A 17,592-nucleotide genomic window follows, 5' to 3' on the forward strand; every position below is an offset into this window, starting at 1 on the left:
TTAAAAGGAGGAAGGTTTCATGCAAGATATTTATGTAATAGACGGGGCTAGAACGGCATTTACCGCCTTTGGGGGTTCGCTTTCAGAAACAGATGCTGTAAAACTAGGAACTACAACGGCAAAAGAGGCTCTGAGCCGAGCTAAAGTGCCTGCGAGTGCCATTGATCACGTTATCTATGGAAATGTAATTCATACTGGAAAAAATGCTGCCTACTTAGCAAGACATATAGGTTTATATAGTGATGTTCCTCAAGAAGTTCCGGCATTAACCCTAAACCGACTATGCGGTTCAGGTCTACAGTCCGTTGTAACTGCAGCTCAACATATTTTATTAAATGAAGCGGATATCATTTTAGCCGGTGGTGCAGAAAATATGTCTCAAGCACCATTTTCAAACTTTAAAAATCGATTTAAGGGTGTAAAAATGGGCGAACTTTCTTTTGTTGATATGCTTCAAGCAACCTTAACCGATCAATATACCGGTAATGGGATGGGGATGACGGCGGAGAAGTTGGCTGAAATTCATCATATCACTCGTCAAGAACAAGATGATTATGCTATATCCTCACACCAACGTGCTTCAGAAGCGATAGCAAAAGGGTATTTTCAAGAAGAAATAACGCCTGTGGAAGTGAAAACTCGTAAAGGTAACACACAAGTAGAATTGGATGAACATGTGAAGGCAGAATCCACGAGTACGATTTTAGCAAAATTAAAACCTGTATTTAAATCAGATGGTTCTGTGACAGCTGCAAATTCATCAGGTATTAATGATGGAGCGGCAAGTCTTGTAGTGGCTGGGGAAAATGCTGTAAATGAAAAAGGTTTACAGCCATTAGTTAAAATTAATTCTTGGAGTGTCCAAGGTGTCGATCCAACTGTGATGGGAATTGGTCCGGTTCCTGCTATAAAAGACGCTTTAAGCAAAGCAAATTTAACAATAGAAGATATGGATCTTGTGGAAGTAAATGAAGCATTTGCGGCTCAGTACCTTGCAGTAGAAAAGGAGTTAGGATTAGATCGGGAGAAGACGAACGTAAATGGGGGTGCCATTGCACTAGGTCACCCAGTAGGGGCTAGTGGCGCACGTATTTTATTAAGTACTTCTTACGAATTAAAAAGAAGAGAAGGTAAGTATGCTGTTGTAAGCTTATGTATCGGTGGCGGTCAAGGAATCGCGATGGTGATAGAGAATGTCTAATTTCCCTGTCATTGTTGCACCGATGTTTTTGGTTTCAACACCTTCGATGACTATAGAAGCATCCAAAAATGGTGCGATTGGTTCGTTTCCTTTATTAAATGCAAGACCAATAGAAACTTGCGCAGACTGGTTAAAAGAAGTCTCAGAAGCTTTGCCGAATCAGGATTGGGCAGTGAATTTAATCGCCCATAAAAAATCAAACATACGGTATGATGAAGATTTAAATTTGGTACAAACATATCAACCACCAATCGTGATCACTTCCCTTGGAAGTCCCAAAGAGGCGATTGAGGTTGTACATGGGTACGGTGGAAAAATATATTCTGATGTAGCCACTGTGAAACACGCAAAAAAAGCAGCTTCTGCTGGAGTAGACGGATTAATATTAGTATGTGCTGGGGCTGGCGGGCATGGGGGGACCCTTAATCCATTCGCATTCATAGCAGCGGTAAAAGAATTTTATGATGGAACGATTATACTATCAGGGAGTATTTCCACTGGTTACGATGTGTTAGCTGCAAAGGCAATGGGTGCAGATTATGCCTATATTGGAACAAGGTTTATTGCCTCAAACGAAAGTAGTGCCCAAGATGATTATAAGCAAATGGTAATAGACTCTACCATAGAAGATGTTCTTTATACAGATTCCTTTAGTGGAGTGCACGCGAACATTTTAATACCTAGTCTGTTAAAAGAAAACATCGACCCAGATACATTAACGTCGAAAAATGAAGTGGATTTATCCCATTTGGTCGATGTAAAAGCTTGGAAAGATATTTGGTCTGCAGGCCATGGTGTAACTGCAGTTCACCTTAAACAATCTACAAAAGAGATTCTAGAAAAGTTAAAACTGGAGTACCGTGAAGGGGCTGAGAAGCTTGTTCGAAACAATTGACTATGAGCTTTCTAGAAATGTTTTAACAATTACGTTAAATAGGCCGGAAGCCATGAATACCTATACGTATCAAATGAATGAAGAGTTAAAGGCAGCTTTTAAACAAGCAGAAACCGATGATGAAGTTCGCGTAATTATAGTTACAGGAGCTGGAAGAGCATTTTGTGCTGGAATGGATTTAGAGAGTGGGGAAGAAACATTTCAAACAGCGGAAGATGAGGACGAATTTCGTGATATAGGTGGACAGGTTAGTCTTCAATTGTTTGAAAGTTCCAAGCCTATCATTGCAGCTATTAATGGACCTGCAGTCGGGATCGGATTGACTATGACACTTCCGATGGATTTGCGTATTGTTAAAAAAGATACGAAAATCGGCTTTGTTTTTGCGAGACGTGGTATTGGACCTGAAGCAGCATCTGGTTGGTTCTTACCGAGAATTGTTTCAATGGGAAAGGCATTAGAGTGGATGTTAACTGGAAGAATGATTCCAACAAAAGAAGCTTTAGAATCTGGACTAGTATTATATGAAGAAGAAGACCCTTTAGGTAAATCGAAAGAAATTGCAGAAGACATTGTTACAAATACAGCTGCTACTTCTAATAGTTTTGCGAAGAAACTTCTTTGGGGGATGCTCGAGGAAAATCACCCAGAGAATTCTCATTTAATCGAGTCGAAATTTTTATACTGGGCAAGTAGAAATCGTGATGCGAAGGAAGGAATTGAATCATTTGTAGAGAAAAGGTCACCAATATTCCCACTAAAACATTCAGATCTACCAAATTTCTTTTCAAATGGAACAGAAGGGGACAGATGATTTTTAATAATAAATAAAGATTGGAGAGAATCGACATGAAAATAGGTGTATTAGGTTCTGGAATTATGGGCAACGGTATTGCTCAAGTATTTGCATTGAATGGTTATGAAGTATCCCTTGTTGATGTCGATGAATCCGCTCTGCAACGAGCAAAAGAAACGATGACAAAAAGTATCGAAAAAATACTACAAAAACAAGGTAGTGACCAGACAAGTGAAGATATACTTCCTAACGTTACATTTTCTACAAATCAATCTGCATTTAAAGAAAATGATTTAATAGTGGAAGCTATTGTTGAAAATATTGAGGTTAAAAAGAAGGTGTTTGCAGAACTAGAATCGACATGTGATAGAAAAACGGTAATAGCTACAAACACTTCCAGTTTATCAATAACTGAAATTGCTTCAGATTTAGATTATCCTGAAAGAGTTTGTGGAATGCATTTCTTTAATCCTGTACCGGTTATGAAACTAGTAGAAGTGGTAGAAGGGGAACAAACATCAAAAGAAACTATAGAAAAAGTCGAAGGGTTGGCACAATCAATCCAGAAAACACATATTTCCGTTAGTGATGCCCCTTTATTTGTAGTTAATCGAATCTTAGTTCCAATGATCTCAGAAGCAATATTTGTTTATGATGAAGGCATTGCAAGTAAAGAAGACATTGATCAAGGTATGATGCTAGGTGCCAATCACCCTATCGGACCTTTGAAATTGGCAGATTTGATTGGACTAGACACATTACTATACGTGCAACGAACATTGTTAAATGAAACTGGCGACCCAAAGTACCGTATCCCGCAATCATTGAAAAAACTAGTACGTGCAGGTCATTACGGCCGTAAAAGTGGAAAAGGCTTTTATCAATATTAGGATTATCTCAAAACCTCCTTATAATAATAAGGAGGTTTTGTTAATGGGAGTATAGAATCAGAAAATGGGAGTATAGAAACGAATAATGGGATTATAGAATCGAAAAACGGTCCTATAGAATCAAATAACGGGACTATAGAATCCAAGCTAGCGAGACAAAACGCTTCTTGTCATGAGTATCTATTTCACACAATCATGTATTGTGGTAAAATGAAAATTAATTCGCAATACGAAATATTAAGGGAGATTACATAAATGGCAACAGTTCAGACAACGAATCAGATTACTGGAAAACGGAAATGGTGGGCGCTTGCAACTGTAATGATGACAATGTTTTTTGCATCGATGAACCAGACTGTTGTGTCTACTGCTATACCTACTATCGTTAGTGACTTGAGCGGTTTTGAATACTATGCTTGGTTATTTAGTGCTTTTATGATTACTTCTGCCATTAGTATTCCGATTTACGGGAAACTATCAGATGTATATGGTAGAAGACCGTTTTATTTATTTGGTCTAATTGTGTTTGCAATAGGTTCAATTATTGCTGGATTTGCTGATTCCATGATGATGTTGATTATTGCCCGGGCAATACAAGGTATTGGCGCTGGAGCGATGATGACTATGCCAAACGCTACTATTGGAGATATTTTTAATCCGAAAGAGCGAGGGAAGTGGATGGGAGTGCTAGGTATTGTTTTTGGTGTATCTAGTATTATCGGTCCAACTCTTGGTGGATTTATTACGCAACAGTTTGGCTGGGAGTGGGTGTTTTTTGTTAATTTACCTTTCGCTGTACTAGCAATCATTGGTGTTTGGTTTACCCTTCCTAAAGTAAAAACAGGTGAAGAAGTGAAGGTGGACTGGAAAGGGTCATTACTACTTGTAGCAGGTTTGTTACCAATTATGGTTGGTCTGACTTGGGTTGGGGATGAATTTACTTTTACAGATACTAGAGTAGTCAGCGTGTTCATTACTGGTCTACTTGTTTTAGCTATATTCGTCTTATTCGAAAGATCTCAAAAAGATGCAATCATAGAAATGTCATTTTTTAAAAATAGAATATTTTCTATTACAGTAATCCTAGCATTGTTTGTAACTATGGCTATGTTTGGGACGATCATGTTCTTGCCACTATATATTCAGGGTGTAGTTGGGTTATCAGTCCAACAAAGTGGAATGGTAATGACTCCACTCATGTTAAGTTTTATAATAGGAGCAACGGTTGCAGGGCAGCTAATGTCTCGTACAGGGAAATACAAAATTCTTGCGTTAATTGGTGCTGCTTTTATGTTAATTGGGTTGTTTTTATTTAACCAAATGAGTGTTGATACAAGCTTTGTAACGGTGATGATTAATATGACTATATTTGGAGTAGGGATTGGTTCTCTAATGCCTATTATGAATGTTTCCGTTCAAAATGCTTTTCCATACAAACAGATGGGTGCAGTTAATGCTAACCTGCAATTCTCTCGTTCACTTGCTGGCGTGATTGCCGCACCAGTATTTGGAGCAATATTGAACGCTGGATTTATAAACAAATTTCAAGAGGTTCAACCAAGTGGATTTGAAGAGTTGAGTGACTCAGCGCAAAGTGAAATTTTAGAAATGGAACCTCAACAATTAATTACAAGTGAAGCACAGGCAAGTGTGGAACAATCATTTTTGGAGATGGGGGATGGGGCAAGTGCTCTATATGAGGAATGGTTAAATGCCATTCAACTATCCCTATCAAGTGGAATTAGTGCGCTATTTTTAGTAGGGCTCCTATTCGCTATATTAACGTTTATTTGTGTATTATTTTTACCAGAATATGACCTCCAGGAAGATGAGTATTATGAGGAAGAGAATCAATAACTTAAAAGATAAAGGTGGATGAACATGTTAATTTTAAAAAATGTAAGTGGACATGATGGGTTAGGAAATCGTATGGAAAATCAATCGATCGTTATACAGGACGGGAATTTTAAACAAGTAAATAAGGAGGTTATTTTGTCAGATGAAGCGGATACGATTGATTTACAGGGGAAGGTAATCACTCCTGGGTTAATTGATGTTCATACTCACTTAGGGGTATTTGAAGAAGGGAATGGACCAGCCGGACATGACTTTAATGAAACCAGTAGCGCCAGCACACCACAAGTTCGTGCCCTAGATGGGATTAACCCATTTGATATTGGATTTGAAGATGCAAGACAAGCTGGTATTACTACAGCACAAATATTGCCAGGTAGTGCGAATGTTATTGGCGGTGAAATGGTCATTGTAAAAACAGTTGGTAAAGTAGCAGACGAAATGGTTGTTAAAGAGCCATCTGGTTTAAAGGCAGCTACTGGTGAAAATCCAAAACGATTCCATGGTGGACAAGGGAAGTTACCAACAACGCGTATGGGAGTAGCTGGTATACTTCGCGATAAGTTATATGAAGCAAAGTCTTATGTGAAAAAACAAGAAAATGGAGATACTGATTTTAATTTAGAACTTGAAAACATCGTTAAAGTAATTAGAAAAGAAATCCCTCTTCGTGTCCATGCACACCGGGCAGAGGATATTGCCACGGTCTTACGTATTAAGAGAGAGTTTGATATAGAATTAACAATCGAGCACGGTACGGAAGGGCATTTAATGCCAGAATTTATTGCAGAACACGAAGTAAGTGTTGCGGTAGGCCCTACGTTAAGCGCAAGGTCAAAAGTTGAACTGAAAAACAAAGGTTGGGAAACGTTATCAGTGTATGCGAAGCATCAAATTCCATTCGCGATCACCACTGACCATCCGGTTGTACCAATAGAACATTTGATGACAAGTGCAATAATGGGTGTAAAACATGGTTTGACAGAAGATCAAGCATTGCAAGCTCTTACTTCAAAAGCTGCTGCACATATAGGGCTTGAGGATCGTCTTGGAAGCATTGAGATTGGAAAAGATGCTGATTTTGTTATTTGGGACCAAGATCCATTTGATTTAAGAAGTAATGTGGAAGCGACTTATATTAACGGAAAAATGGTATACAGTAATAAGTGAGAAAAAGAGCGTGAGGTAAGGGAGTGAGACCTGAAAGTTAGTTGTTCATCTAACTTTTGTGGTGTAGCCCCGGATCTCTCGCTCTTTTTATTATGTTCATCTGCTAAAGCATTATTCTGTATCAGTCGGGCGTTCTAAATAAATGGGATTGGAGAGAGTGGCATAGTTTGGTCCAGATAATCTTGCTACTGGTTTTAAGGATGTGCTGTCAATTTTATAAGGTGGAATTTCGATCTTTTCATCAATATGGTACTTTAAAACTTTGCCTATAAGTAAATCATTCGAATAAGTTCCGTTTTCTCCTAAAGGAATAGCATCATATAGCTCACATTCCATACGTACCTTACATTCCTTGATTCCGTGTACTTTTACGAGATCACTAGGTACCTGTGTAAGGTTTGCTTTTTCTATTTCACTAATTTCATCTCGGTATGGTGCAGCTGTTTGATTCATTTTTTCTAGAATAGATTCATCTACAATATGCACTACAAAAGACTTTTGTTTCATAGCATTTAATGCTGTGTGTTTCTTCATTTCCCCATCAATTCTTCCTACTGAAATGGCTACGAGCGGTGGTTCTGCACTAATCACGTTATAAAAACTATAAGGTGCTGCGTTTACTACACCATTTTCATTCACAGAAGTGACTAGGGCTATAGGACGTGGGATGACAACTCCACTTAAAAGTTTGTAGTTCTCTTGTTTTGTTAATTGGTTTGGATCAATTCCTTTCATTTAGCATCCTCCTTTACTTCATATATAATAATATCAGAAGATAAGAAAAATTAATAAATACTTGCAAAAAAATAATCTTATAGGAGGAAAATGATGCGTGCGATTGTACATGAAAAAAAATCTGGTTTAGAAGGTCTGAATTATAGGGAGATCGAAGAACCGAATATGGAAGATTATCAAGTAAAAGTTTCTATCAAGTATGTTGGGTTAAATCGTAGAGATCTTGCAGTAACAACTAGACATGATCCCAAGGACGGCCCATTAATCATTGGATCTGATGCTTCAGGAGTTATTCAAGAAGTTGGAACTAAAGTGCAGAAGTGGAATGTTGGAGATGAGGTTATTATTCATCCGGGAACAGGTTGGGATGAAAACAGTGACGCTCCTCCAGAGGGTTTTCAAATTACAGGCTTCCCAGATCACGGTACATTTTCAGATTATATGGTTGTAAATGAAAATGATTTATCTAAAAAACCTAAGCATCTTTCTTTGGAGGAAGCTTCCGTATTAGCTTTAGCTGGATTAACTGCCTACAGAGCATTATTTACACGCGGAAGTTTAAAAGCCGAAGACACTGTAATGCTTCCTGGCATAGGAAGTGGCGTCCTGACTTTTATGTTGAAGTACGCAAAATCAGTAGGTTCTAGAGTTGTTGTTACTTCTAGACATCAACACAAATTAGAACAGGCTAAAGAACTTGGAGCAGATATAGCAATTGCTACAGAGTCAGATTGGAACGAGGAATTGAAAAACGAGAACGTAGATTTATTAATTGAAAGTGTTGGGAAGGCTACTTTTAACAAATCATTAGGAATCATTCGTAAAGGTGGAACAATTGTTACTTTCGGAGCTACTACGGAAGACATAGTGGAAATAGATATTCGGAAATTCTTCTATGGTCAATTCAATTTACTAGGTTCCACAATGGGAAGTAATGAAGAATTAGCAGAAATGATTTCTTTTATTGAGACGCATAATATCAAGCCTGAATTGGATCGTACTTATGATGCAAGTAATTTTCAGGATGCTATTAATTATTTTAAGGATAGTGATCAGTTCGGGAAGATCGCCATTAAGATGTAATTAGTTCTGACACTTTACGTGTGTTAAAACGTCTATTATTTAAAGGAGGAAATTATAATGTATAAGCGATTGTTAACATTATTTCTAATTTTATTCCTCACGACGTTAGTAGGGTGTGGTACTACATCTGGTTCAGGTCCTAATGAGGAAACGAACTTTTTTGATGGTTATGTTTATGAGGTAAAGGAAAATGAATTCTTAGTTACCGAAAATCGAGTGGATGAAAAGGATGATATGGATTTAGAATCAGGGTTTGCTGAAAGAGCTGGGAATGCGATTTACTTTGATGCTTCGGAAATCGGGATATCTCAGCTTGAGGGATTGAAATTTGGAGATTACATTCGTGTAGAACATGATGCTGTCGCTGAGTCTTATCCCGGTCAAAGTAAAGCATATTCTATTGAAGAGTTAGATGAGGACGATGAATAATGCGAATTTTAATTGCACCAGATTCTTATAAAGAATGTTTAACAGCAAAAGAAGTATCTGAAGTAATGTATAAAGCATGTGATTCAGTTTTAACTGAATCTACCATTAAGCAAATGCCTATGGCTGATGGAGGAGAAGGCTCGCTTGAAGCCTATTTACATGCTGTGAATGGAAAAAAGAATCAAATAAGGGTAACAGGAGCGTATGGTCAACAAATAGACGCTTTTTACGGACTCAGTGAAGACGGTCAGGAAGCTTTTATAGAAATTGCTGAAATCGTAGGGTTACAACAGGTTCCAATTAATGAAAGATCTCCTTTGCAATCGACTACGTATGGAGTGGGAGAAATGCTTAACCACATCCTCCATATTGGAGTCAAGAGAGTAACGTTAGGACTTGGAGGTAGTGCAACAAATGACGCTGGAGTAGGCATGCTTCAGGCACTTGGAGTTCAATTTAAGCTTTCAACCAATCACTTGAGTGGAAAATCTGTATTAAGAACAAAAGACTTATTAAATGTACAAGAAGTTGACTTTTCTACTTTAAATTCAAAGATTAACGAACTTAATATTACCGTAGCAACTGATGTGGATAATCGTTTAACTGGTGAAACCGGTGCTACTTTTGTATTTGGAAGACAGAAAGGGTTACAAGAAAAGGAACTGCAGTCGATAGACAAAGCTATTCGCGCATTTGCAAATAAAATAGAAACGAGTATAGGTAAGGATTACGCTCTCGAAGATGGGGCAGGAGCTGCTGGTGGATTAGGCTTTGCTTTACAAGTGATTGACGGAAATATTGAAAATGGAGCTTCTGCAATATCTAAAATAAGTAACCTAGAAGCAGAATTAAAGAAAGCAGATTTAGTCATTACAGGGGAAGGGAAGAGTGATCACCAAACTCTTTTCGGAAAAGCCCCTTATTATGTAGCGAAGTTAGCAAAAAAATATAATATTCCAGTAATTTTACTTTCAGGTAGTATTGATGATGATTCGTTAGACTTAAATCAATACTTTGATGGAGTCTTTTCCATCTGTCAGGGCCCGATCTCATTTGAAGAGAGTCAGCTGCACGCCAAGCAATTGATTGAAAAGCAATTGAAGCGAATAGTAACTTTTTACACACGACTCACATAACCCATTCTTCCTTCTTTTTCGATTATAGGAGGGAGGGGGGATGGTTATATGGGGATTTGGATACAAGATGCAGGGCATGGTGGAGCGGATCCTGGGGCCGTTTATGACGGGGTACAGGAAAAGGATTGGACGTTAGAAGCGGCTTTATATGTGTATAACAGATTAAGGGAAATAGGGATAGAGACAGCGGTTACGCGTAAAAAAGATATCACCTTACCGAGAAATGAACGAACTTCTATGGTGAAAAGATATTCTCACTGCATATCCCATCATTTTAACGCTGGAAAAGGCAATGGTTTTGAAGCTATTCACAGTATGTATTCCAGTGGAGGTTTTGAACATCATCTGTTAAAGGTATTTCAAAAGGAAGGGTATCCTGTTCGTAGAGTTTTCACTAGATCATTGCCTACTAATATGAAACAAGATTATTATTTTATGCACAGAGAAACGGGTAACTGTCAGGTAACAATTATAGAATATGATTTCTTAGATGGGCCAAACAGAACAAAACTTAAGAATCCTAGTTATCGAAAGAAAATGTATGAATTAGTTGTTAAAGCGATTGCAGACCAAGAAGGAAAAAGTGCTATTCCAATTCATGAAGAAATAAGTACAGAACGATTATATAGAGTTATATGTGGAGCTTATCATAAGCAATCAAATGCTTTGAACCAGGTCAAAAAGTTAAGCAGTGCAGGGTTTGATAGCTTTATAGAAGAAAAAACACTGACTAAAAAGTAGATTCTTACTTTCTAGTCAGTGTTTTTTTATCCTGAAAATATACACTTTAAGAATTGCTTAATTGTAGTACGTCTGTCACTTGTTCAACTTCCCAATTTTCATTTACGTATAAGCCAACCACTTGCATATCAAATCCCCATGTTCGCATACGTTCCATCGATTGGATGATTTGTTTGATTTTTTCTTCTCGATCAACTGGGTTGCCGGCACAGTCATGATGACCTGCAATTGCTAGAACATTAGATCCGTGTCCACGATGAGAAACATTTAATCGGAATTTAATATTTTCTACGAGTTCTAAAGATCCTTCTAGTATTGCCTTGTTCGGTCCAGCTTCGGTGATCATATCTACGTAAGTGACCCCGAATTTTTCTTTTACAAAATTAATAACTGGTTCTTGAGCGCGACCATCCATACAATTAATAGCAGTACCAAAACTTCTAGTATTCACAACATAACCTCCTATCTATCTAGTATTATAGCGAGAAAAGTATGAAGTTGTCACCTATCTAGTGTATGTGAATTAATTCACAAAAAAATCACTTTCTATTAATAATTTGCTCATATTTGATATGCTTGAACTACGCTAAGAAGGGGTACAATATAAGGAGAGATTGATTAGTTTTGAAGGAGGGGGAATAACATGTTATTTGAAGATCCGGTATTTGGGAGTAGAATGTTAACCTTATTAACCCTATCCTTTCACGTCATTTTTGCTACATTAGGTGTCGGTATACCGCTCATGATTATGATTGCTCAATGGGTTGGTATTAAAAAAGACGACTTGCATTACATAATGATGGCAAGACGTTGGGCAAGAGGGTTCGTTGTCTTGGTTGCTGTAGGTGTGGTAACAGGTACAGCAATTGGTTTACAATTAGCACTTTTATGGCCGAATTTCATGGAACTAGCAGGACATGTCATTGCTTTACCTTTATTTATGGAAGTTTTCGCTTTCTTTTTTGAAGCTATATTCTTAGGAATATATTTATATACATGGGATCGATTTGAAAATCAACGAAAGCATTTATTGCTACTAGTACCAGTTGCAATTGGTGCGGCAATGTCCGCATTCTTTATCACTACTGTGAATGGATTTATGAATGCACCTAGCGGATTTGACATTGTAAACGGGCAAATGTCCGGTGTGAATCCTTTAGCAGCTATGTTTAACGTAGCTACTCCTACAAAAGTAGCTCATGTAATCTCTACAGCGTTCATGGCTTCAGCATTTATTTTAGCAGCAGTAGCAGCATTCCAATTAATTCGCGGATCGAATCATGCGTATCACCGAAAAGCATTGCATTTAACGATGAAAATCGGATTGGTTTTTGCTGTAGCTACTGCATTAATCGGTGATTTTTCTGGAAAATATTTAGCGGAGCACCAACCAGAAAAACTAGCAGCAGCAGAGTGGCACTTTGAAACAGAAGCGGAAGCACCACTTGTTCTGTTTGGGTTCGTAGATGATGATCAAAATGTCAGTTATGGATTAGAAATACCTTATGCACTAAGTATCTTATCTCATAATGATCCCTTTGCAGAGGTAACAGGGTTAAATGAATTTCCAGAAGAGGAGAGACCACCTTTATTTATACACTATTTCTTCGACATCATGGTTTCTATTGGAACTGGGTTGATGGCTTTCTCCTTCTTATACTGGTTTGGAACGAGATTCAATTGGAGTTTTGTTCGTGCGAATTGGTTTAGATGGTTAATCGTGTTTAGTGGTCCTCTAGCCATGTTAGGAATTGAGTCTGGTTGGTGGATGGCTGAGTTCGGAAGACAACCTTGGATATTAAGAGGAATTATGACTGTGGATGAAGCAGCGACCCAGAGTGACTACGTCGGCTTGATGTTTGTATTGTTTGCAGGGTTGTATTTCATCTTAGGTGTTGGTGTCGTAGTTGTACTCCGAAAAATGTTTAAAGGAAATGACGTATCTGTTGAGTTAGGCGAACAGGATGGTGATCAACGATGAGTTACGAAATAATAGGAATGGCAGTATTATGGACATTTTTATTTGGGTACGTCATCGTTGCGTCTATTGACTTCGGTGCAGGTTTCTTTAATGCGTATAGTTTGCTAACAGGTAAGCAACACATTCTAACAAAAATTATTCAGCGATATTTGTCTCCGGTGTGGGAAGTCACTAATGTATTTCTTGTGTTTTTCTTTGTTGGAATAATGGGCTTCTTTCCGTCAACAGCTTTTTATTATGGAAGTATACTTTTAATTCCAGTTAGTATCAGTATCATATTATTAGCTATTAGAGGGTCCTATTATGCTTTTGAAACATATGGGGCAAAAGGCCATCGTGGATATGCGTTTATGTATGGAGCAAGTGGATTGTTGCTACCTGCTTCCTTATCTGTTGTTTTAACTATATCTGAAGGTGGATTTGTTTCGATTACTGATTCTGGCCCAGTGCTGGATTTCGTGGCGTTATTTACCAGCCCATTAACTTGGAGCATCGTAATACTAAGTGTGATTGCAGTGATGTATATTTCCTCCGTATTTTTGACATGGTATGCAGATCGTGCTGGCGATTTAGAAGCAACTGAGCTATTAAGAAAGTATGCTTTAATTTGGGCACTACCTACGATTGTTACCGCCAGTGGAATTATATATGAATTACGCTCTCACAACTTTGACCACTATCAATCTTTATTAAATCTGTGGTGGATGTTTGCCATTTCATTTATTTTATTTGTTGGTAGTGTGTGGTTCATATGGAAGAAGAGAAACTATGGCACTGCTTTCTTACTAATGGTTGGACAGTTTGCCTTTGCATTCTATGGATATGGAATTTCTAAATATCCATATCTATTATATCCACATTTGACTGTATTTGACGGGGTAACAAACGACGCAATGGCAATTGCTTTAATAATTGTCTTTGTAGCAGGATTGGCTTTGCTATTGCCTTCGTTATATTTACTCATGCGCCTGTTCTTATTTAACCAGTCTTATATTAAAGGAAAGTAAGGAGAGATGATTATGACCGATTTCATTATTCTATATGCACCTTTAATCGTCTTAGTTGGTGCAATTGGACTTGCATTCTTTGTTGCTTTAAAAGAAAGCGAAGTTGATGATAAGTAAATTAAAAGGTGGCCTTTAAAACAAGGCCACCTTTATTATCTAAATAGATCACTGTATTGCTATATAAAAGATTTGGTTATATTAAATTTGATTCTACTTGTTTCATTTCATAAAATAATCCTCGATTTTGCATTAATGTTTGATAATCTCCAACCTCTATTAGTTTTCCATCTTCCATTACAAGAATCTGATCCATACTTTCTAACCCTGTCAGTTGATGGCTAATTATGATCATCGATGCATTTTCTGCACGTTTCTTAAATAACTTCATAATATTATTAGCATTTTCAGCGTCTAAAGAAACGGTTGGTTCATCTAATAACCATAGAGATGCTTTCTTAGGTAATATCCTTGCAATAGCTAATCGTTGGCGTTCTCCCCCGGATAAATTCATCGCTCGTTCCTCTAATTCATCATTTAAAGTAAGGTATTCTAGACCAACTTTATTTAACACTTCCTGCATCTCATTATCTTGTTCCATATCTCCTAAACGTAAATTATCCTTAATTGTACCTGTTTGGAAGTATTGATCTTGAAGTAACACATTGGTATTATTCCAGATTGACTCTTCAGCTATATCCTTCGCGTTAAAGTTATTTATATAAATAGCCCCTTTATCAGGGTGCTCTAACTGTAGTAATAACTGAAGGATAGTGGATTTACCTGAGCCACTTGCACCTACAATAGCAGTTTTTGTTCCGGGGTTGATTTCAAATGAGATATCTTCTAAAACTGCACGGTCTTCATTAGAGTAAGTAAAATTCACCTGTTCGAAGCGGATTGTTTGAATTGGATGATCTAACTTAACTTTACTCTGAGGCATGTAATTAGTTTGTTCATCAAAGATTCTATTCGCTGACTCTTTGTTTTCTTTTAAATGGTCTGAGAAGTCTGTCATGGCCGTAGTATTTTCGAAAACTGTTAAAGTAATTAACATAAACATCGCTAAAAATACGGGATTTAATTGATCCATACTTACTAATGCTCCGCCGACTAACAAAACAGTCCAAGCTGTAAATAAACTAAAAAATCCATGCATACTGTTATGAGCGAGCTTACTTAATTGTTCTTTTTCTTGTAATGCATGGTAATCTTTACGAATATGCTTTATCTTTTCTTTACGATCATTTAACTGCTGATGGATTTGAAGGTCACGTAATCCAAACAAAACTTCGCCAACTTGAGCATTTAAATCACTTCGTTTTCGTTGCGAGGAGCTATTGTTCTTCTTTCTAAAAATATACAAGCTTAATGGTAATAGAAGACTTGTAACGAGAAGACCGCTAACTAAAACTAACGCGATATATATAGAAAAATAACTTGTAAATAAAATTGTGGAAAGGAAAATTAATACAAGTACAATCGGTGGATAAAATACTCTAAGAAAATAAGTTTGTAAAGATTCTACATCATTTACCATTCTCGACATTACATCGCCTGTTCTTAAGTGATTGATCTCTGAAGGTGATTTTTGTTGTAATTTTTTAAAATAATTAATTCTTATTCTGCTTAGCATATTAAATGTTGCTCGGTGGGAAAAGTATCTTTCCCCATAACGTGAAAAAGCTCTAGTAAAACCTAATAATTTTACGAGTGCAATAACGATCGTCAAGGTGTATATAGGGACACTTAAAGCAGCTTGTGAAATTAGATAGCCACTTGCGGCAAATAGTCCGACGGCAGCTATTCCAGCAATAAATCCAAATAGAATAGAAAGTAAAACATCACGCCTGTCTTTTAATAGTAAAGCAGTAACTTGTCTTAGTTCGTTCATGATTGATCACCTGCCTCATTCTGATCAAATAAAGCCTTATATTCCTGAGAAGCATTCAATAAAGAGTCGTGTTTCCCATTAGCAACGATTTTTCCTTCTTTTAACATGATAATGCGATCTGCCTCTAATATTGTTTGTCTCCGGTGCGCTACAGAGATTATTGTAGCGTTTGCTTGAAAGTGTTTAAGAGATGTTTGGATTGTTTTTTCCGTTTTAACGTCCAGTCCTTCTGTAGGTTCATCAAAAAAGATTAGTTTTGCTTGTTTAAAAATAGCTCTTGCGATTAATATACGCTGTTTTTCACCACCAGAAATTCCACGGCCTCCATCCCCAATGACAGTATTTAATCCTTCAGGAAGGCTTTCAATGAAATCTTTCAATCCAGCTTGGTCGATGGAATCCTGTAATTTAGTTTCAGAGATACTATGCGCTTGGTCAAAAGAAATATTTTCTTTAATCGTTCCTGTGAAAATATAAGCTTGCTGGGAAATGTAGCTGATATTTGAAAACCATTCAGAAGCCTTGTAGTCGTTCAACTGTATATTGTTAATAAGAACCTTTCCACTAGTAGGCGAAATCATGCCCGATAGCAAATGCAGTAGAGTTGTTTTTCCTGAGCCACTAGCTCCAACAATGGTTATGTGTTCTCGAGCTTTAACTTCCATATTTAAATTATTTAACTGAAAGCGTTCATCCTCATAATGGAAAGATAAATTTTCTGTTTTAATTTGTAGAGGTTTATTTTCAATAGGTTTTGTTCCCCACTCAATTTGTTTTTGGTCATTTTGTAATTCATGTTCGAGTCGTTTCGCCCCGGTTATACTTTCCCTCCCAGAGTGAAAGGCAGAGCTGAACTCTTTCAATGATACGTAAAATTCAGGGGCTAATAATAGTACAAAAAAGGCAGTCATAAAGCTGACGTCACCAAAAATGATTAATCGAAGCGATAATTCTAAAGCGATTAATCCCATTCCCAACATAGAGATAAATTCCATCATAAAGGCAGAAGTAAATGCGACCGCTAATACACGCATCGTCGCATCGCGAAAACGATTACTATGAGTTGCAATTTTATCTTCTTCTAAATTACTTTTACCTAATAATTTTAAATCAGTTAAGCCTTGGAGTGATTCCACAAACTGTCCTGAGAACTTTTCTAGTTCATTTAATTGCTTCTCAGATTGTTCCTTCGTTTTCATTCCGATAATAGCCATAAAAAATGGAATAAAAGGTGCTGTAATCAATAATATAAGGCCGGAATATATACTTTGAGTAAATACAACTGCAAGAATAACAAGTGGAACAGTTATTAATTGAATCAATTTGGGTATATATTGAACAAAGTAAGGATCCAACCGGTCAACGACATCCATGTATACGGCTAATTTTTTTCCGGTTTGTTCTGAATTAGATTGAATAAAAGGTTGTTTCATGTAGTGGTTTAACAAACGATGTCTGACAGATTTTTTAGCTTTAGTTGATATTCTTATACCAATTCTGCCACTTACATATAAGGATAGAGATCTTACAGTAATCGCTAGAAGCAAATACAAAAAATCAGGTACGATTGCTTCGAAAGGTGCCTGTTGGAGGAATACTTGATAAATCACAGAAACCGTAAAATAAGCTTGGACAACCATTGTTGCTCCGAGCAATATATGTAGTAGTGTTAAAGAGATTAATGATTTTTTTTCTAACTGAAGCAGTTGCCTAAGTAATTTCACAGACGACCCTCCTAAGGACAAGATACTCCTAGTGTATCACTTTTTATAGAATTACTTCG

General features: G+C 37.1%; 17 protein-coding genes. 13 read left to right on the forward strand and 4 right to left on the reverse strand.

All coding sequences use genetic code 11. The annotated features are described in order from the left end of the window. Positions 1–19 precede the first annotated feature (19 nt). The 6 genes from G532_RS0100205 (at position 20) to G532_RS0100230 (ending at position 6,806) form a co-directional block, all read left to right on the forward strand. A complete protein-coding gene (locus G532_RS0100205) occupies positions 20–1,201 on the forward strand; it encodes an acetyl-CoA C-acetyltransferase (RefSeq protein WP_027962957.1) in 1,182 nt (393 codons plus the stop codon). Continuing rightward, a complete protein-coding gene (locus G532_RS0100210; protein WP_027962958.1) occupies positions 1,194–2,096 on the forward strand; it encodes an NAD(P)H-dependent flavin oxidoreductase in 903 nt (300 codons plus the stop codon). Before G532_RS0100205 ends, G532_RS0100210 begins: the two co-directional genes overlap by 8 nt. Then, complete coding sequence (locus G532_RS0100215) at positions 2,080–2,910, forward strand: enoyl-CoA hydratase-related protein (RefSeq protein ID WP_027962959.1); 831 nt, start codon at positions 2,080–2,082, stop codon at positions 2,908–2,910. Before G532_RS0100210 ends, G532_RS0100215 begins: the two co-directional genes overlap by 17 nt. Positions 2,911–2,945: 35 nt before the next feature. After that, on the forward strand, positions 2,946–3,782 hold the full coding sequence (locus G532_RS0100220; protein ID WP_027962960.1) for a 3-hydroxyacyl-CoA dehydrogenase family protein: 837 nt from the start codon (positions 2,946–2,948) through the stop codon (positions 3,780–3,782). Between the two features lie 255 nt (positions 3,783–4,037). Beyond that, entirely contained in the window at positions 4,038–5,639 is a 1,602-nt protein-coding gene (locus tag G532_RS0100225; protein WP_027962961.1) for an MDR family MFS transporter, read from the forward strand. A gap of 24 nt (positions 5,640–5,663) precedes the next feature. Continuing rightward, complete coding sequence (locus tag G532_RS0100230; protein WP_027962962.1) at positions 5,664–6,806, forward strand: amidohydrolase; 1,143 nt, start codon at positions 5,664–5,666, stop codon at positions 6,804–6,806. A gap of 111 nt (positions 6,807–6,917) precedes the next feature. Here G532_RS0100230 and G532_RS0100235 read toward each other — a convergent pair whose 3' ends face one another. Then, on the reverse strand, positions 6,918–7,541 hold the full coding sequence (locus tag G532_RS0100235) for a flavin reductase family protein (RefSeq protein ID WP_027962963.1): 624 nt from the start codon (positions 7,539–7,541) through the stop codon (positions 6,918–6,920). Positions 7,542–7,634: 93 nt separating this feature from the next. On the opposite strand from G532_RS0100235, the gene G532_RS0100240 reads away from it, so the two are divergent. Genes G532_RS0100240 through G532_RS14475 form a run of 4 tightly spaced genes read left to right on the forward strand, consistent with a single transcriptional unit; the run spans position 7,635 to position 10,930 of the window. Next, positions 7,635–8,624: a zinc-binding dehydrogenase gene (locus G532_RS0100240; protein ID WP_027962964.1), complete on the forward strand. Its 990-nt coding sequence runs from the start codon at positions 7,635–7,637 to the stop codon at positions 8,622–8,624. Between the two features lie 57 nt (positions 8,625–8,681). After that, on the forward strand, positions 8,682–9,053 hold the full coding sequence (locus tag G532_RS0100245; protein ID WP_027962965.1) for a DUF3221 domain-containing protein: 372 nt from the start codon (positions 8,682–8,684) through the stop codon (positions 9,051–9,053). Further along, entirely contained in the window at positions 9,053–10,189 is a 1,137-nt protein-coding gene (locus tag G532_RS0100250; RefSeq protein ID WP_035512334.1) for a glycerate kinase, read from the forward strand. The genes G532_RS0100245 and G532_RS0100250 overlap by 1 nt, the downstream gene beginning before the upstream one ends. Before the next feature lie 48 nt (positions 10,190–10,237). Continuing rightward, positions 10,238–10,930, forward strand: coding sequence for an N-acetylmuramoyl-L-alanine amidase (locus tag G532_RS14475; RefSeq protein WP_051188996.1), 693 nt, complete (start codon positions 10,238–10,240; stop codon positions 10,928–10,930). 46 nt (positions 10,931–10,976) lie between these two features. Here the strand turns inward: G532_RS14475 and G532_RS0100260 are convergent, their stop codons facing one another. Then, positions 10,977–11,381, reverse strand: a complete 405-nt coding sequence (locus G532_RS0100260; RefSeq protein WP_027962967.1) for a carbonic anhydrase — start codon at positions 11,379–11,381, stop codon at positions 10,977–10,979. A 192-nt stretch (positions 11,382–11,573) separates the two neighbouring features. On the opposite strand from G532_RS0100260, the gene G532_RS0100265 reads away from it, so the two are divergent. The 3 genes from G532_RS0100265 to cydS are packed head-to-tail and all read left to right on the forward strand — an operon-like array spanning position 11,574 to position 14,035. After that, positions 11,574–12,911, forward strand: a complete 1,338-nt coding sequence (locus tag G532_RS0100265; protein WP_027962968.1) for a cytochrome ubiquinol oxidase subunit I — start codon at positions 11,574–11,576, stop codon at positions 12,909–12,911. Beyond that, positions 12,908–13,918 carry a cytochrome d ubiquinol oxidase subunit II gene (locus G532_RS0100270; protein WP_027962969.1) on the forward strand — a complete coding sequence of 337 codons (1,011 nt, stop codon included), beginning with the start codon at positions 12,908–12,910 and terminating at the stop codon, positions 13,916–13,918. The genes G532_RS0100265 and G532_RS0100270 overlap by 4 nt, the downstream gene beginning before the upstream one ends. A gap of 12 nt (positions 13,919–13,930) precedes the next feature. After that, positions 13,931–14,035 carry a cytochrome bd oxidase small subunit CydS family protein gene (gene cydS / locus G532_RS16365; protein ID WP_425402110.1) on the forward strand — a complete coding sequence of 35 codons (105 nt, stop codon included), beginning with the start codon at positions 13,931–13,933 and terminating at the stop codon, positions 14,033–14,035. A 76-nt stretch (positions 14,036–14,111) separates the two neighbouring features. On the opposite strand, the gene cydC is transcribed toward cydS, so the two are convergent. Continuing rightward, positions 14,112–15,809, reverse strand: a complete 1,698-nt coding sequence (gene cydC / locus G532_RS0100280; protein ID WP_027962970.1) for a thiol reductant ABC exporter subunit CydC — start codon at positions 15,807–15,809, stop codon at positions 14,112–14,114. Beyond that, complete coding sequence (gene cydD / locus G532_RS0100285) at positions 15,806–17,533, reverse strand: thiol reductant ABC exporter subunit CydD (RefSeq protein ID WP_027962971.1); 1,728 nt, start codon at positions 17,531–17,533, stop codon at positions 15,806–15,808. The genes cydC and cydD overlap by 4 nt, the downstream gene beginning before the upstream one ends. Positions 17,534–17,592: the final 59 nt, after the last annotated feature.

The sequence above is a fragment of the Halalkalibacillus halophilus DSM 18494 genome, assembly GCF_000423105.1.
GTDB lineage: Bacteria > Bacillota > Bacilli > Bacillales > Alkalibacillaceae > Halalkalibacillus > Halalkalibacillus halophilus.

Coding starts and splice junctions, on each gene's coding strand:
- G532_RS0100265 (WP_027962968.1), top strand. CDS start 11,574: ATGTTATTTGAAGATCCGGTATTTGGGAGTAGAATGTTAACCTTATTA.
- G532_RS0100250 (WP_035512334.1), top strand. CDS start 9,053: ATGCGAATTTTAATTGCACCAGATTCTTATAAAGAATGTTTAACAGCA.
- cydC (WP_027962970.1), bottom strand. CDS start 15,809: ATGAACGAACTAAGACAAGTTACTGCTTTACTATTAAAAGACAGGCGT.
- G532_RS0100230 (WP_027962962.1), top strand. CDS start 5,664: ATGTTAATTTTAAAAAATGTAAGTGGACATGATGGGTTAGGAAATCGT.
- G532_RS0100210 (WP_027962958.1), top strand. CDS start 1,194: ATGTCTAATTTCCCTGTCATTGTTGCACCGATGTTTTTGGTTTCAACA.
- G532_RS14475 (WP_051188996.1), top strand. CDS start 10,238: ATGGGGATTTGGATACAAGATGCAGGGCATGGTGGAGCGGATCCTGGG.
- G532_RS0100225 (WP_027962961.1), top strand. CDS start 4,038: ATGGCAACAGTTCAGACAACGAATCAGATTACTGGAAAACGGAAATGG.
- G532_RS0100235 (WP_027962963.1), bottom strand. CDS start 7,541: ATGAAAGGAATTGATCCAAACCAATTAACAAAACAAGAGAACTACAAA.
- G532_RS0100240 (WP_027962964.1), top strand. CDS start 7,635: ATGCGTGCGATTGTACATGAAAAAAAATCTGGTTTAGAAGGTCTGAAT.
- G532_RS0100205 (WP_027962957.1), top strand. CDS start 20: ATGCAAGATATTTATGTAATAGACGGGGCTAGAACGGCATTTACCGCC.
- G532_RS0100245 (WP_027962965.1), top strand. CDS start 8,682: ATGTATAAGCGATTGTTAACATTATTTCTAATTTTATTCCTCACGACG.
- cydS (WP_425402110.1), top strand. CDS start 13,931: ATGACCGATTTCATTATTCTATATGCACCTTTAATCGTCTTAGTTGGT.
- G532_RS0100220 (WP_027962960.1), top strand. CDS start 2,946: ATGAAAATAGGTGTATTAGGTTCTGGAATTATGGGCAACGGTATTGCT.
- G532_RS0100270 (WP_027962969.1), top strand. CDS start 12,908: ATGAGTTACGAAATAATAGGAATGGCAGTATTATGGACATTTTTATTT.